General features: G+C 36.4%; 13 protein-coding genes. 3 read left to right on the top strand and 10 right to left on the bottom strand.

From position 1 onward, the window contains the following. Nucleotides 1-315: transposase (locus tag BM141_RS02860; RefSeq protein WP_177217245.1), on the top strand; the 315-nt coding region annotated here is incomplete at its 5' end. On the opposite strand, the gene BM141_RS02855 is transcribed toward BM141_RS02860, so the two are convergent. From BM141_RS02855 to BM141_RS02825, 7 genes are all read right to left on the bottom strand, one after another. Continuing rightward, nucleotides 265-978 (bottom strand): delta-60 repeat domain-containing protein, encoded by a 714-nt coding sequence (locus BM141_RS02855; protein ID WP_091539680.1) that lies wholly within the window; start codon nucleotides 976-978, stop codon nucleotides 265-267. The two genes, BM141_RS02860 and BM141_RS02855, sit on opposite strands and share 51 nt — an antisense overlap. Nucleotides 979-1,192: 214 nt before the next feature. Further along, the gene (locus tag BM141_RS02850; RefSeq protein WP_091539677.1) at nucleotides 1,193-2,731 is read right to left on the bottom strand and encodes a hypothetical protein; all 1,539 of its coding nucleotides are present in this window, start codon (nucleotides 2,729-2,731) and stop codon (nucleotides 1,193-1,195) included. A gap of 51 nt (nucleotides 2,732-2,782) precedes the next feature. Next, a complete protein-coding gene (locus BM141_RS02845) occupies nucleotides 2,783-6,700 on the bottom strand; it encodes a CHAT domain-containing protein (protein ID WP_091539674.1) in 3,918 nt (1,305 codons plus the stop codon). 34 nt (nucleotides 6,701-6,734) lie between these two features. After that, complete coding sequence (locus BM141_RS02840) at nucleotides 6,735-7,562, bottom strand: hypothetical protein (protein ID WP_143090776.1); 828 nt, start codon at nucleotides 7,560-7,562, stop codon at nucleotides 6,735-6,737. Between the two features lie 102 nt (nucleotides 7,563-7,664). Continuing rightward, on the bottom strand, nucleotides 7,665-7,922 hold the full coding sequence (locus BM141_RS02835) for a hypothetical protein (RefSeq protein WP_091539669.1): 258 nt from the start codon (nucleotides 7,920-7,922) through the stop codon (nucleotides 7,665-7,667). Between the two features lie 211 nt (nucleotides 7,923-8,133). Continuing rightward, nucleotides 8,134-8,508: a hypothetical protein gene (locus tag BM141_RS02830; RefSeq protein ID WP_091539666.1), complete on the bottom strand. Its 375-nt coding sequence runs from the start codon at nucleotides 8,506-8,508 to the stop codon at nucleotides 8,134-8,136. Nucleotides 8,509-8,770: 262 nt separating this feature from the next. Further along, nucleotides 8,771-9,025, bottom strand: a complete 255-nt coding sequence (locus BM141_RS02825) for a response regulator transcription factor (RefSeq protein ID WP_091539662.1) — start codon at nucleotides 9,023-9,025, stop codon at nucleotides 8,771-8,773. Nucleotides 9,026-9,656: 631 nt separating this feature from the next. Here BM141_RS02825 and BM141_RS02820 point away from each other — a divergent pair. Further along, nucleotides 9,657-10,547 (top strand): hypothetical protein, encoded by an 891-nt coding sequence (locus tag BM141_RS02820; RefSeq protein WP_091539659.1) that lies wholly within the window; start codon nucleotides 9,657-9,659, stop codon nucleotides 10,545-10,547. Between the two features lie 43 nt (nucleotides 10,548-10,590). On the opposite strand, the gene BM141_RS02815 is transcribed toward BM141_RS02820, so the two are convergent. From BM141_RS02815 to BM141_RS02805, 3 genes are all read right to left on the bottom strand, one after another. After that, nucleotides 10,591-10,839 carry a response regulator transcription factor gene (locus tag BM141_RS02815; RefSeq protein WP_091539656.1) on the bottom strand — a complete coding sequence of 83 codons (249 nt, stop codon included), beginning with the start codon at nucleotides 10,837-10,839 and terminating at the stop codon, nucleotides 10,591-10,593. Between the two features lie 76 nt (nucleotides 10,840-10,915). After that, nucleotides 10,916-12,565: a DUF2610 domain-containing protein gene (locus BM141_RS02810; protein WP_091539652.1), complete on the bottom strand. Its 1,650-nt coding sequence runs from the start codon at nucleotides 12,563-12,565 to the stop codon at nucleotides 10,916-10,918. Nucleotides 12,566-12,670: 105 nt separating this feature from the next. Beyond that, nucleotides 12,671-13,162, bottom strand: coding sequence for a hypothetical protein (locus BM141_RS02805; protein ID WP_091539649.1), 492 nt, complete (start codon nucleotides 13,160-13,162; stop codon nucleotides 12,671-12,673). A 364-nt stretch (nucleotides 13,163-13,526) separates the two neighbouring features. On the opposite strand from BM141_RS02805, the gene BM141_RS02800 reads away from it, so the two are divergent. Continuing rightward, nucleotides 13,527-14,456, top strand: a complete 930-nt coding sequence (locus BM141_RS02800; protein WP_143090775.1) for a hypothetical protein — start codon at nucleotides 13,527-13,529, stop codon at nucleotides 14,454-14,456. The last annotated feature ends 48 nt before the right edge of the window (nucleotides 14,457-14,504 follow it).

Raw genomic sequence — 14,504 nt, 5'->3', positions numbered from 1 at the left:
CCTGACAAGGAAAAGATTTATGTGATTTGTGATAATGCACGATATTACAAAAATAAGCACTTACAAGAAAAATTGGCAAGTAGCAGGATAAAACAGCTTTTCTTGCCTGCTTACTCGCCTAATCTTAATCTAATTGAAAGATTATGGAAATTTATGCGTAAAAAGGTCATTGATACTTGTTTTTATAGGAAGTTTCAAGATTTCAAGGAAAAGGTCTGTGAGTTTTTTACCCATATTGCCCAATATAAGCAGGAATTAGAAACCTTAATTTCTTGGAATTTTCATATCCCTAAAACCAAAACCAATTTTTATTGAGTATATTATTTTACCATCAGTTTGGAGGGCTATGGTATTCACAGCGTCATTAAAGGCTGTCCCTGTATTAAAACTTGCGTCCAAACTTCCATCGGCATTGAGGCGAACAATGCCATTGACCGTACTTGCCCCAAAACCTGCAAAGCTCCCCCCAACAATTATTTTCCCATCAGCCTGAATAGCGATTGCATTGACATTACTGCTAAAACCCAAGCCTACATTAAAACTTGCATCTATGCCCCCGTCTGTATTCAAACGTGCTATTCTATTAGCATTTATACCATTAAACTTTGTAAAAATTCCTCCTACTACTATTTTTCCATCTGCCTGCAAGCCAAGTGCATACACATGATTATTAAACCCTGACCCAACATTAAACCCGATATTTACCCCTTCAAGCGCACCAAAGCGAGCAATGTTATTACAAGCGGCATTATTGACTACCGAAAATACTTGTGAAAATGCACCACCAACCACTAACCTATTGTCTGTTTGTAAAGCATAGGCTTTTTGAAAGACATTGTTTGAAACTGCTTCGGCAGGTAGGCTTGGCTGTAGTCCAAAATCGCTCCCTGGCTGCTGGGCGTGGGTCTTTATGCTTAATAGGCAGATAATTGTGCCTAAGAGCCAAATTTTATGGGAATATGGCAAATGTTTTTTCATGGATTATTTTTAGATTTTGTAGAGAATTTAGGGTGTTTAATTTGCCTTACTCACATTCATTATCATAAAAGAACACGTGTACGGCGAAGTCAGTCCACTTAATATAAATAAGTATAAAACTACCAAGTGAAAGATTTTCAATATTTTAGCATACATAAATTTTAAAAGTTTAAAAGTGAAAATAAACTCCTTGTATTTTTATTGTTTAAGTTTCTTAGTCATTAAGAGGCGAAACTGAGGTTCTTGATTTCTTGATATCCACTAATCTTGCTCTCCTATTATTAGCCCATTTAAGAAACTGTTGCATACCTACTTCCTGTGCTTCTTTAAAAGAGGCTTTTGACCCCAGCATAGTAGTTTCTAAAAATTTCATTTCCTTTGGGTCATCATTGTAATAACCAAGGAAAGCATGACCGGGAACTAATACAATTACAGGATTTAGCTCCATTCGCCTTAATATGGAGGTAAATACAACCGTACCATCTACACAATTAGCTTGTTGGGTCTTGATAGCTTCCCCAAATCTTCGTACATATTGGCTGAAGATATTCTCATTAGACTGCGTAGTAGTGGTAATACTGCTATACTTTATACCTTTGCTTCTTAGTACTTTCCATACAGCTTCTACTTGTTTATCTATATTACCAGCTGAACTACCTATTGCATCAACATATCCTTTTTTAAGAGCCTCTTGCAAAATTTCAGGAATCATTGGGTGATTTTCATTGACATAAGCGGCAAAAGAAAAATTCATATCAAAATCTTCATCCCCAAACTTACACCATAATAAGCATTCGTTAATAGGGTGAATAGAAACGGTTTCCAATTTTTCCTTTTTATTACCGTTTGTATCATATATCCTAAAAAATACAGATACAGGGATTTTTTCAGTATTACGAATAAGTGCTTCATAATTCCAAGGAATTTTTGGCAGAAAGAGTTCTGATATATCATTACCTTTCTCTGTGGTGTATTCTCCTTGTATTTTATCAAAGAACTTTTTGTTTTGACATTCTATTTCATACTTGAAAGTAAGTCCTTTGTACTTAGACTTAATAAACATTCCTAATGCTCCCGACATACTTTTATATTGTGTAGTAGCCGTTGAATATATAAAAGAAGGGAATACTTCGTTATAAAAAAAAACCCAAGGCTTCATTTCAATATGTTTGACTGGATTATCATTAGGTATAGGAGAATCTTTGCTATCCTTTGGCATCAAATCTTTAGGGAACATTATCAAAGAGGAAGTAGAAGGATCATTTCTGTATAATTGATAAGCATTCCCTGCTTTATGGCCATTATAATCATTGTATTTGCCAATCCACTTTTTAGCTTCAGTTTCTGTAGGAACATATTTTTTCTTTTTACTGCTTACCACCAATGCCTTTATTCCTAAGGGTAGTAGATAACCTGCAACTGCACCTAAAATTGCATTGGTCATTCTTGGAGACATTTCTTCCTGTTGCTGTTGATTTCTATTATTCGTTACTACTGTTGGCTGTGGAGGTGGTTCTGGAGTTAGCAAGTAGCCTGCGGCTCCACCTGCGGCTCCCAAAATATAAGGCATAGCCTTGCTGGATCCTCTTTCCTCATACTCCCAACGTGGCTGTACAAGAACTGCCCCATTGCCTCCTGGTATAGCTGCTTCATAAGAGGAAACTGCTCTTTGGGTTACACAGCCACTAAAAAGAAATGTAGGGATAAAATATGCAATAAAGCTATACTTTATCAATGTTTTGATTTTTTTCATGTTATTTTTCGTTTAAAAGTGATGGTGAATACTTATTTTTATTAACTCTTTTTATTGTCCTACCATTACAAATGCCCCCCAAAACTGCGGCGAATTGAAGTCCTTGCTATTCTTTAGAGCTAACTGTGCCTTCTGGAAAGCATCTCTACGATTGCCTGACTTGAGCCAGTTTTCATAAAAGGTGGTCATGAGCAACTTAGTAGCTTGGTCATCTACTTTCCAAAGGCTCATCAGTACGGTCTTTGCCCCTGCGCTTTGGAAGGCTCGCTGCATACCATATACCCCTTCTCCATTTTTGACTTCCCCTAAGCCCGTTTCACAAGCTGATAGGGCTACTAACTCAGTGTTATTCAAGTTTAGGTTCATAGCTTCGTAAGCAGTAAAAATGCCGTCTTCTCTATCATCGGCATAGCCAAAGTCATACTTTGCACCTGCTAAGAGCAAACCCGTCAAGGAAAGTGCATTTTCTTTGAGGATTTTCTCAGGGAGTACGTTTGTACCTGAATTCTCCTCGTCTTCGTCTATCGTTTCGATAAAAAAGCCATGTGTAGCGATATGTAGAATATGAGGGTTGACCTTTAATCTCTTTACTGTGTCTTCTGTAGCCTGCTCATTCATTAGCTTTAGGCATCTTGTACTTTTCTGAGAGATAATTTTCTCTATCTCCTCTACCTCTGCCTTAGTCCCTTCCAAATCTCCGTAAGCCAAAGCAAATCTCCTTTCTTTAGGTTTCTTCTTGATACTTGGAGGAGCATAATCGTATTTAGGGAAGCCAAACATAGCTACTGTCCATGCCGCAAAATTGTCTTTTTTGGCTTGGGTATAAGCATTTTCTTCTATCAAGTTGCGTGTGCTGGCAATAAACCACAAGTCAAAACCATCTATCACATACTTTTTGGTCTGAGTGTCTTTTAATGCATTGATGCTAAGCTGGTTGTAAATACCATCAAGGGAAAGATAGACTTTGGGCTTGACACCAGCGGCAGGCGAAATCAGTTTACTTCCCAGCGGCTGCCAAAAATCGTTGTATGGATTGGTTTTTACGTCCGAGCCTTTTTGTGTTTGGTTTTTAGCGGCTTTGAGTAAGTTATTTTCCATACCTAAACCATTAGGGAAAATTACTAACTCAGGATAGTCCTTTGTAGTAGGTTTAACTATCAAAGCTACATACGTAGGGTTTTCGTTTGTGCCTATCCTTACGATTTCTACTGCCGCCGTATTTCCTTTGAGTTTTTCTTTGACTTGCTTCCATGAGTATTTTTTCTCCTGCAAACTCTCTGCATAAATCGGGAATTTGGCGGTAAGTGCTGTTTCTATATCTTTGATTTCACTCTCCAACTTATTGATGTCTATGCCTTCTACTTTCTGCTCCTCAGCAGTTTTAAGTTGCGCCTTCATCAAGAAGTCTTTTTTTTCTCTTACTCTCTTGTATTTATTGATGGCTGAGGTGTCATTGCTACTCAAAATAGCATAGCGAATTTTGTTGTTGGTATTGAAAAGCAATGCTTTTGTCGCCAACACTTCATTGTATAACAAGGCTGTCAAATACTTTTTATTAGGATTTTTTTGAAGTTGCTTCAAAATGAAATCTTGATATATTCCTAAACGAGTATTCATTTTGGAAATGAATTTTTCTCGGCTTGCCTCGTCCAAAGAAGGAAAAACATTCCCTACACGATGCAAAATGCGTTCTACCTCCACCTTGTAGTTTGCCTCTGCACTATCTAATTTGTTCCACTCTACATACAAGTCCGCCGTAGAGCCTATAATATCAATTACGCTTGGGTAGTGAGCATCAAATTTTGCTAAGTAAATTTGTTTGGATTGATTGAAAGAAGCTAATGCTTGGCTGTACTGCTTGCGTCTTTTTTGATGCAATCCAAACTTGTAAAGAGCCTCAGCATACGCTCTACTGCTTTGTCCTGCGAAACTCTTGATAGTAGCTAAGTAATTTTCATAATATTCGCTTGCTTCGTCCATGTTATTGGCATTAGCAAGGGCTTCCCCCAGCAAATACAAGCCATCAGCATAAGACAGACTGTTTGCTCCTTTTTGATTTTTAATGTTTTCAAGCGCAGCAAGCAGTATTTTTTTATCCCCTTCGCTTCTAATGGGCGTTTCACGCAGTACATCAAAGGAATAGTTTACATTGCTTTCTCCTAAAATAGCTTTGAGTATTTCTCTTCTGCGAATGCGAGTTTCGTCTGCTTTTTTATCCCCCAGTCCCTCATAAGTCTTGATAAGTTGTGCAAGTGCTTGGGCGCAAGGAATACTCTTGTCCAAAGAGTTAGCTTCATAGTATTTAATCACCTCGTTGAGGTTTTTTTCTGCTTTTTTGTAATCTGCTCTTGCAATATACATGTCCGCCATTTGACTTAATAAAGTGATACGCAGGGCAGTTTTAGCAGAAAGATGCACGATTTCCTCTCCTAATTGTTGCTTTGCTATCTCATCTCCATTGATAAAATCATGTATCCAGTCAGGAATTCTACCCAAAAGTTTCAAGACTTGCGAGGCTTTCTTTGCAGACTTTCGCCAAAAACCATCTTTTTTAGCCTCCAAAGCGGCAAGAGCATCTATTTTTGTTTTGAGTTCAGCTTCTGAACTTGATAAGACACTACTTATTTCTTTATAAACACGCTCTGCTTCTATTTCCTTCTCCTCGAGCTGGTAGAGCTGCCCCAACTTAATGACTGCCTTCAAATAAGCAACATGGTCTGTCCCTAAGTTTTTACGATATACTTTCAGGGCATATTCCAACCATTCCTTAGCTTTTTCATACTCCTCTCTGTGTAGGTAACTTTCGTAACCAGCAAGCACAGTGGCATCGTCTTCGTGCAAAACCCTTAAATTCCCCTGCACGGTGTACATAGACTCCTGTAAGAGAGAATCCGCTTTGGTAAAGTTCCCTTGACGAATGTATAGATCTGCCGCACTTGAGAGAACCAAAGCACGCTCACGCATGAATCTATCTCGGTTTTCTTCATATTCTCGCTTAAGTCGCTTTTCCGTTTCTTTGTCTATCGACGTTTTTTCATTTTGTTTTTCATAAACTTCTCTTTCAGGGAATCGCTTTTCAGTTTCTTTAAGCGCAAGCATAATTTTGGTTTCTGCATTCTTAAAATCATTCAAATCCAATTTCACTTGGTTGATTTCCTGTAAGTTATAAATATACCTTGCTCTTGTATCTTGGCGAAACTCTAAGGACTTGGTATATGAGTTGGCAGGATATTTAGTAGTTATCTGTGTTACCATGCTCATAATTTGTTTGGCATTGGGCAAGGCAGACACATAAAAGTTGTAGGCATCTTTGGTCAAAGTTTCTGCTAATACTGCGTTTAAGTAGTCCTTGAGAAAGTTAGTTACACCTACCCTCCACCTTGCCCTTCTTACGATTGGCTCGGCAATAGTTAATATGCTGTCCGCTTTTCTGACCTTCCCTTGTTGTCTATACAGCTCAGCCAAATCAGCCAAAGCATCTGCATATTCACTGTCCTTTTCTCCTTCTTGCCTTTTGATGATTTCTGTATGCCAAGAAAGCAGGCTATCTGCAAGTTGGTAGCTTGCATTATTGGCATGAATAAAACCAAGTCTGCGTATGATGTCTAAGTAGTCCTTCGGATATTTCCAGCCCCTACTTTGTGCCTTTGCTTCTTCTATATCTTCTTTCTCGTCCAAAAGAATGTAGGTAATTGCACTATCGTAATACTGTAAAGCACCTATCTCATTGCCAATAGCACTAAAAGCATCTGCCCTTGTTTTGTAGAGCCTCCTATTCGTTTGTATGCGTTTTGCTTCTGCACTTTCCAACTTTTTCGCCAACTTGCGGGCTTCTTTTTTCTCCCTTTCTCTGCGTTCGTCATTTGTTTCAGTTTCTTGTACTTCTTTCCCATCGTACTGCGCCCAAAGAGATGGTGCTAAAATGGAAAAAAGCAAGATGTGTAATCCAATCAAAATCAGTGTTTTCATATTACTTTGAAAAGTTTTAAGTGAAAATGAAATTCTACTTCATGAGTTCCTCCGCTTCTTTGTAAGCTACCATAGCATCTATATAAAGTCCTTTGTTTTCAAAGTACTGCGCTTTTTCTAATAGACTTAGTACACTTTGATTGGAAAACTTTGCAAGGTCTTTGGCATAAGTTTTCTTCTCACTCTCACTCATTAGTTTTATTGGAAAGGTATCTATATTTGTTGTATCTACCTTTTTCCCTTTTTCATCTAAGGCAGTGATTTTATAGACAAGATCGTTATCGCCGTTATTTTTCACCTTAGCCAAATCTATGAGCAGTTCGCTACTTTCTTTCCCTTCTACTATCTGCTCAAAGAATACAGTTTCATCAGATGATGACATGATTTCTATTTTGTATTTTCTCACAGACTTAGCCAACTCAACCTCATTCGGCTTATCACCTAAGTACCATATTAACAATATTTTATCTCCATAAACTTGTGGTACTTTATTGCCCATATCTCTCCTAATATCCTCAATAAAACTCTTGGCAACTCCTCCCCTCTTTACTGCACCTGTTTTATTCATGTGCTGGAAGCGATTTTTGGCTGTAATCCCACTATTATCTTGTTTAGTAAGTTCATTTACGACAAAGCCCACATAAGTTTTTTGCCAATTCTGGTTGGCAGGAACTTTAGCAAGAATATCCTTAGTATTATGCTTTCCTTTGTCCTTAGCCGTCAATTCTACGATTTTGTGTTCGGGCAAGGTCGCTAAACAGAGGTAAGCATCGCTTCCTATCTCTATATTTTGATTGGCAGAAAGTTGTGTTCCTACCTTTAGCTTTTCGCTCCCAAGCATTACTTGACCTCTGCTCGCCAACACTTTGAAAATTGTTTGTGAAAAAGTCAAATGAGAAAAGATTAAAAATGATACTAGGATAATTAATTTACAGGTTTTCATAAATATTTGATTTATAAAAGGTTAATGATTATTTTTCTTGGAAGCCTTAGCTAACTTAATTTCTAAAACTATCCATACAAACACACTAACGATACTTACCAATAGGAGTACATACTTCAGTCCGAACATATTTTTATTCAGGATTTTAAAAAATTGTTTGGAATTTCCCGCTTTAATACATTCCTGCCAAGCTATTTTGATAGCATTAAAGCCTGAAAGAAAAGCTATAAAAAACAGAAAAGTGATGACGGAAAGGAACAGAATAACTGATGGATTCATGACAATAATGGTTAAAGATAAATAGTTTGAAAGTATAGGTTTAAGAAAAAACTATCTAAGAAAATTAATTTGCTTTGACTATTGGAAGGGTCAAAGTGAGGCACAAACGGATAAGTCTGTGCCTACGCTGTTACCTCTTTTCTATTTAGTTTTCAGGCATAAGAATCGCAAATAGAGATGATTAGAAGTTTAAAAGTAATATAATACCTACCTAATCTACCCATACAGTCCAACACTCATCGCTTTTGATAGAAGGGTCAATAGTAAAAGTTCCTTGTGCTAAAACAGCCCCGTCGTTACGTCTAAATGTAGCTCTTTGTTCTACTCCTACTTCTACATTAGCTACTTTGATAAGTCTGCTACTTGGTGAGTCTGCACAGGTAGGACTTGCGCTTGCCGCAAAACGACTTGTTAGCCGACCAATGACCGTCCCGTTAAACTCTATCTCTACATAAGAACCAATGCTTGCCGTAGATTTAGCATAAAATAATACTGTTGATGTCGGTTTTACTTCTTTGTTTTTTGAGCAAGAAATCACTAAAAGAAAAATCAACAGAACAGATAATCCGCGAATAATCGTTTTCATAGTTTTTTTAGTTTTAGAATATTAAAAGAAAGTTTAAAAGTTACTTTTTAGAGATAGTAGGGCATGACTACCTAATAAAGCACTCAATGCCCTTTCTATTTTTACTTAGCAGAATGAAAAAACTACTTACTTAAAAGTGTTTTCAATGATTTAACTATTTATCTCCCGTAGAAGTATGTTAAAGTCATTGTAACAAACTTATGTAATATATTGATGAAAAAAATCGTCAGCATTGACTATTTTGCTTTCCTTCACCAATATTTCATATTCCACTCCACTCGCCGCTTGCCTCTCCACTTTTGCCTTTGACAGCATACAATCCGTTTTTTAGGGCATAAGAGAGTAGCTCATATCTGCTTTTTAAATCAAGTTTGCTCAGAATACTCCTTACATGAGCGGCGATAGTATGCGGTGAGCGAATCAGCTCTGCTCCTATTTCCTCATTTGTCTTTGTAGGATTTTCTACCAAAATTTTAAAAATGTGTATTTCTTCGCGAGTCAATTCAAGGTATTTCATAGTTGTTATGTTTTTCTATTTTTTATATAATTATGTAACAAAGTAACTAATCGTAGTCAAGAATAACTACGGAATTTCGAGGGAACTTTGACTGTTTTACCTAAGTAGAAAGTTGATAAGTGATACACAAGCCTGTAATTTTAGGCATAAAATGCCCGCATTTACGGTATTTTAAACCTCTTGCAAAAGTTGTATATTAGGCATATAAGTTATTGGTTATTAAAAAGTTGAAATCTTAATTCCCAATTAATTCCCGCTAATTCCGTAGTTCAAGATACTTTTCCGAACTTTTCTAAAATTTTTTCTTTTTCTTACCTTAGTATTGATTCTATCTAAGTTCTGAGATTATGAACGCAATAAGTTTTTTTAAGGAGGAGGTATAAGGTAAGAATATTTAAGACGAAAGGGTGTAGAGAATAGAAATTACAAAAATTAAATTACTGATTATCTCCATCTTATATTTTTTATTATGTTATAAAAAAGTGTTATCTAAGCAAATAATTATATTAAAGATATGTTTAGTATTGTGCTGATTATCAAGATATTTATTATAAATTCCTAAAAAATACCTGCTTATTATTGCTTTTTTCGCATTTGAATCTATATTTGTACTTAAAGTTGTCATTCATCTATGTTTACAAAGGAACAGTGCTGGCAGAAACTCATGAATATAGCCAGAAAAGCCGAGAACATAAGCAAAGAGGAGTATCCAACTCCCAAAAAAGTAAAAGACAAGCTATATAACATTTTTAAGACTCACTTTGAGAATAGTGAATATGAAGTACTTACGTTAAAAGTTAATCTGCTTTACAGAGATATGGTAAATGCCGTTTCTTTTAAAAAAATTACTACTCAAAAGCAATTCAATGATATTAAAAATGAACTTGATAAGTTTATAGTAGATGGGCATACACTCAATTACAATTTTACTAAGCAAGGACACAAACCTAAGCGCAGGTTCATGGACTTGATGGCGATAGTTTATGGCAAAGCCTTAGATTTTGAAGATTTTTGTGAAAAAAATAACCTCATCCCAGAAGGGATTTTAGGTGAGTGGGTGTCCATAGTACGTAGTAATGATAGGCAGCATCTACTTCTCACCCCTATTTTTATCTCAAAAGAAGACGATAAGTATAACGCAGAGATGCGTAGTACACAAAATACTTTCAAAGGAACAGTCTTTGAAGCCAACGGATGCTTACAACTATTCTTTGGGAATGACAAGAAACAACTCCTGCTTTCTTTCCGAATAGGGGGTATCAAATCGCCTAAACTTCTACAGGGAACTTTTAGTGGCATATCAAGCAGTGGGGCGCCTATCGCAGGAGTGGAGTGGCTCGTCAGACCTCATGAGCTACCTTACGAAATTGAAGTACCTATCAAGTTGCCAATTAATAATTGCACTACGGACTGGAAAGGGCTACCAGAGAAACTACAAGAGGTATTCAGAGATTTTGATAAGTGTTATATCAAAACCAACATTGATAAGATTAACGGTTGTAATTGGACGGATTTGGATTAGTAAATCATAAGCCTACTTTTGAAAGTAGGATTAGTCAGTCTATTTAACTCCATCGGAAAATAATGCTTTTATCATTAGGGCTGAGTGTACAGAGTCCATTCTTGAGTGCATAAGTGAGTATTTCATACCTACTTCCTAAGTGTAATTTGACTAAAATACTACGAATATAAGCGGCAACAGTATGAGGCGAAAGATTTAATAGCTTCCCTATTTCCTCATTAGTTTTAGTTTGGTTCTCCACTAAAATCTTGAATACGTTTCGTTCTCTTTCTGTTAATCTGTGATGACTCATTTGGCTTAGCTTTTAATGATGAAAAGTAATTATTTTAAATAATTTCATAGCTGGTTGCACGATGCTTCTCTCTTTATCACTTCTTTAAGGCGTACTCCAATAATTTAATGAAAGAAACATTATTTTTTTGAGCAATCTGATATAACTTTTGGATAGCATCAATTGCACTTTGATTCATCTTAGCATTGTGGTCTTTGCTTAAGGTTTCTTCTACCTCATCAGTAATTCCCATACCCCTTGCTGGCTTTTCAAAAAAAGCAACTCTGATTTGCTTTTCTTCTATGTTACCTTTTTCATTACGTACATTACATTTGATATTGAGGAACAAAGGACGCATCTCTGCATTTTTTTGCCATCTATTTGCCTCGTAGCTGTCTTGGTTTACGCCTATACCGTCTTTGTAGATTCTAATAAGTTTTCTCATTGCCTCTACTTTTCCTCTGATAGCAGCTTGGTAGTACCACTTTGCTGCTAAGGCAGGGTCTGCTTTTATTTGAGCATTACCATTTTCATAAAACTCCGCTAAAGCATATTTAGCATCAAGGCTGCTGGACTCGGCGGCTATTTTGTACCATTGTACTGCCTCTGGGTCATTTCTTTGAAGCCCTCCAAGAGCATTGGCATAAAACTCTGCTAAACGCAGTTGAGCGGTTTTATTACCAAGTTTAGCTGCTTGCTTATACATATTAGCTGCTTCTGAAAGGTCTTTTTCTATTCCGTCCCCACCTACTTCGTATAAGATACCCAAATTGCACAAGGCATACGCATCTCTTTTATTTGCGGCAAGCTCGTACCATTTCTTTGCCTCTTTGAAGTTTTTACTAACCCCATTTCCATTGTGGTACATTGTCCCTAAGCTATTCTGAGCATCTACATTTCCTTTTTCTGCTGCTTTTCTATACCAATATACTGCTTCGTTACTGTCTTGAGGTCTGCCAGTACCATAGAAGTACATATTGGCAAGTTGGAAATGTGCGGTAAGATTGCCAAGTTCTGCTGCTTTCTTGTAGTTCTCAAAAGCCTTATCAAAATCTTTTTGCTGCCCAAATTGATATGCCTCACCTAAATTTAAGTATGCCATATCATATCCTTTTGCTGCTGCTTTCTCATACCACTTTATAGCTTCTGCCTCATCTTTGGTAACTCCATCTCCATAAAAATAGTGTATTCCTACATTTCGTATAGCAGGAACGTAACCTTGCTCAGCTGCATCTTCAAACAACCGTAATGCTTTGACTGTGTCAGGTTTCACGCCACCATAGCCATAAAAATAAAAACGTCCAAGTTGAGTCTGTGCTATAAAATCTCCCTCTTTGGCTAATTTCTCTATGCTTGGCATTGCTTTTTGGAAGTATTCCTTCGCTTTGATAGAGTCTACTGCTTTTCCTTTTCCTTCCAAATAATCCCAGCCTATTTCTACATTAGCAAGTTCATAACCCATATCCGCAGCTTTTTTGCTATATTCATAGCCTTTCGCAGGATTTTTAAGCGATTCATCTGTTTCTCTGTAATGGATAAAGCCAATCATCGCCAATGCTTTTGCAGACCCCATCGCGGAGGCTTTCTCGTACCAAGCCAAAGCCTCTTTGTTTTTCCAATCTAAAAGATGTTTCTCTCCATTCTCTAAGTAAGTACGAAGCGTATAAGTACGCCATCCCCAATATCCTCCAATACCCAAAAGAATCGCGAAGAATATCGCAGTGCCAATAATCAATTTTGTTTTCATAATCGTTTTTAGTTTTAAAATTTCTTGAAAGTTTTTTACATGATAGTTTTACTAATCTTTTCCCTTTCATCACGGAAAGGGAAAAGATTTTGGTAGAAAACATTTTTACTGCACATAAGCCACAATGAAACGGTGCGTAGATTCAAAATTTGGAGTTACGGAAGCATGGTTCTTTATCACTATTTGCAAACGCCTCGTAGTAGAAGGAGTAAACTCTATGATAGCAAGAGCTGATGTTTCTGTATCTCTCCTGACTAAGGTTACTCCATCTGCCTCATACAAGTATAAATCTACATCTGTTACTGATTCATCATCGCTGGAAGCGACAATGATGTACTTCAGCCCTGCATAAAATGTTCTATAATCATAGCCTGTTCTTCCTTGCGACAAGTTTACTTTCATTTGGTCTCCTATAGCCAAGCCCTTATTCTGAATAATCCTTAAATATTCTTTATAAGCACAGCTTTGAGCATGAATGTCTGATGTGCTAATAGCGATTAAGCAAACCAAAAACACAAATACCATTTTCTTTAACATGATTTTTTCTGATTTATTTAATAAATTGCCTACTCTAACTATGGTTTTCGACTTCCCCATTTTTTATGTGCTAAACTCTCTCGATTGATTTGTTTTTACTTTCTGAAAATAATAACGTCTTGCTTTTGAGAGGGTACGCCGAATTTTATAGGAATATCCTTGCTAAGAAAAGATTTAAGTGAAATGAAGAAATGAGAAAATGTAAATTAAGTTTTTAATTATCAATCTATTAGCAAATCGTAGATATGCTTATTAACTAAGTAAGATTAATATATTTTAGCTGATTATCAATATTGATAATCTTTATAAAGTACTTGATAATCAATTTTTTACACATAGTATGCTAAAAAAATCTGAAGAAAATACTTGAAAAAAGAATCTTTGCTATTAGATTTGGAAAGAATCCTTAAAAAAATTGCCTTTTATGATGCCATCTAAGCGAGTTATAGCGATTAGTCCTCAGGAGTGCTGGACTAAACTAATGAAAGTAGCCAGAAGAATAGAAGAAGGAGCAAGCAATATACCTTTCCCAAGTAAGGAAATGCTTAAAGTAAGATTATTCAGCGTATTAGAAAAAGATTATGAGTACAAGAGATATGATGCTATACGCAAAAAAATAAACTTACTCCAAATAGATGAGCGTAAAAGGTCAAAACTAAGCAAAGTATCAGATGTAGATTTAATAAAAACGATTAAAGAAGATATTTATGACTACTTACCTGTGGAAATAGACACCATAGAAGCAAATTTTACAGGCAAAGCAGATAATGCTCGTAATAGGTTTAAAAACTTTATTGCTATTGTGTATGGCAATTCAGAGAGTTTTGATGAATATTATCGCAAAAAAAGCATTCCTCCGAGCGGTTTAGAAGGAGAATGGGTAGCCATAGTACGAAGTCATAACGGCGAAGAACTCTATCTTTCTGAAATAGAAATCAATAAGGTAGCCAATCAAGCCAATGACTATGAAGTAGAGATGCGAGGAAGGAATAGTTTTGTAGGTACAGCCACCTACAGAGGCACTTGCTTGCAAATGATTTTTGATAATAACAAAAAAATACTCTTACTGTCTTTTTATGTAAGCCTAACGGAAAATCCTATGGTCTTACAAGGTACTTTTTCAGGCATTAGTTCAAAGGGATTTCCCATAGCAGGTAGAGAACTGTTGGTGCGCCCTGTCCTGCTCCCCAATATAGAAGTTCCTCAGGCGTTTTCTCTCAAAGGAGAAAAAAGCGAAAAGACATGGGAAATATTGCCTACAGCATTAAAAAATGTATTCCATGATTTTGATAAGTGCTACATGATTACTAACCCTGTCCATATCAATCACTACGACTGGCGGGACTTAGAGTAAGCCTTTTGTGTAGTTTACTATCATAGCATAAAAAAAATTACAGATTAT

It is taken from the genome of Thermoflexibacter ruber (assembly GCF_900113045.1).
Classification (GTDB): Bacteria; Bacteroidota; Bacteroidia; order Cytophagales; family Thermoflexibacteraceae; genus Thermoflexibacter; species Thermoflexibacter ruber.
This window is presented reverse-complemented; position numbering and strand designations above follow the sequence as displayed.

Coding starts and splice junctions, on each gene's coding strand:
- BM141_RS02855 (WP_091539680.1), bottom strand. CDS start 978: ATGAAAAAACATTTGCCATATTCCCATAAAATTTGGCTCTTAGGCACA.
- BM141_RS02850 (WP_091539677.1), bottom strand. CDS start 2,731: ATGAAAAAAATCAAAACATTGATAAAGTATAGCTTTATTGCATATTTT.
- BM141_RS02845 (WP_091539674.1), bottom strand. CDS start 6,700: ATGAAAACACTGATTTTGATTGGATTACACATCTTGCTTTTTTCCATT.
- BM141_RS02835 (WP_091539669.1), bottom strand. CDS start 7,922: ATGAATCCATCAGTTATTCTGTTCCTTTCCGTCATCACTTTTCTGTTT.
- BM141_RS02830 (WP_091539666.1), bottom strand. CDS start 8,508: ATGAAAACGATTATTCGCGGATTATCTGTTCTGTTGATTTTTCTTTTA.
- BM141_RS02825 (WP_091539662.1), bottom strand. CDS start 9,025: ATGAAATACCTTGAATTGACTCGCGAAGAAATACACATTTTTAAAATT.
- BM141_RS02820 (WP_091539659.1), top strand. CDS start 9,657: ATGTTTACAAAGGAACAGTGCTGGCAGAAACTCATGAATATAGCCAGA.
- BM141_RS02815 (WP_091539656.1), bottom strand. CDS start 10,839: ATGAGTCATCACAGATTAACAGAAAGAGAACGAAACGTATTCAAGATT.
- BM141_RS02810 (WP_091539652.1), bottom strand. CDS start 12,565: ATGAAAACAAAATTGATTATTGGCACTGCGATATTCTTCGCGATTCTT.
- BM141_RS02805 (WP_091539649.1), bottom strand. CDS start 13,162: ATGGGGAAGTCGAAAACCATAGTTAGAGTAGGCAATTTATTAAATAAA.
- BM141_RS02800 (WP_143090775.1), top strand. CDS start 13,527: ATGATGCCATCTAAGCGAGTTATAGCGATTAGTCCTCAGGAGTGCTGG.